The sequence below is a fragment of the Vogesella mureinivorans genome, assembly GCF_007644035.1.
In the GTDB taxonomy this organism is placed as follows: Bacteria; Pseudomonadota; Gammaproteobacteria; order Burkholderiales; family Chromobacteriaceae; genus Vogesella; species Vogesella mureinivorans.
Genome location: NZ_VMTV02001129.1, coordinates 1 through 315 on the forward strand (window position 1 = coordinate 1; position 315 = coordinate 315).

Here is a 315-nt window from a genome sequence, read left to right on the forward strand (position 1 = left end):
GTTTGCCCTGGCCGGCCATGCCCTGGCCGATGTCACCCTGCTCAACGTGTCCTACGACCCGACCCGCGAGCTGTACCAGGACTTCAACGCCGCCTTTGCCAAACAGTGGAAAGCCAAGACTGGCGAAACCGTTACCGTCAAGCAGTCGCATGGTGGTTCCGGCAAGCAGGCACGTGCCGTGATTGACGGCCTGGAAGCCGACGTGGTGACGCTGGCGCTGGGCTACGATGTGGATGCGCTGAATACCGAAGCCAAGTTGATTCCGCCGACCTGGCAAAAACGTTTGCCGAACAACTCGGCACCGTACACCTCCAC

At 61.0% G+C, this 315-nt stretch carries 1 protein-coding gene; it reads left to right on the forward strand.

Annotated features, from left to right (window positions below; translation table 11 throughout):
• Nucleotides 1-7: 7 nt before the first annotated feature.
• On the forward strand, nt 8-315 hold a 308-nt coding region (locus FLQ44_RS23085), incomplete at its 3' end, for a substrate-binding domain-containing protein (RefSeq protein WP_206209152.1).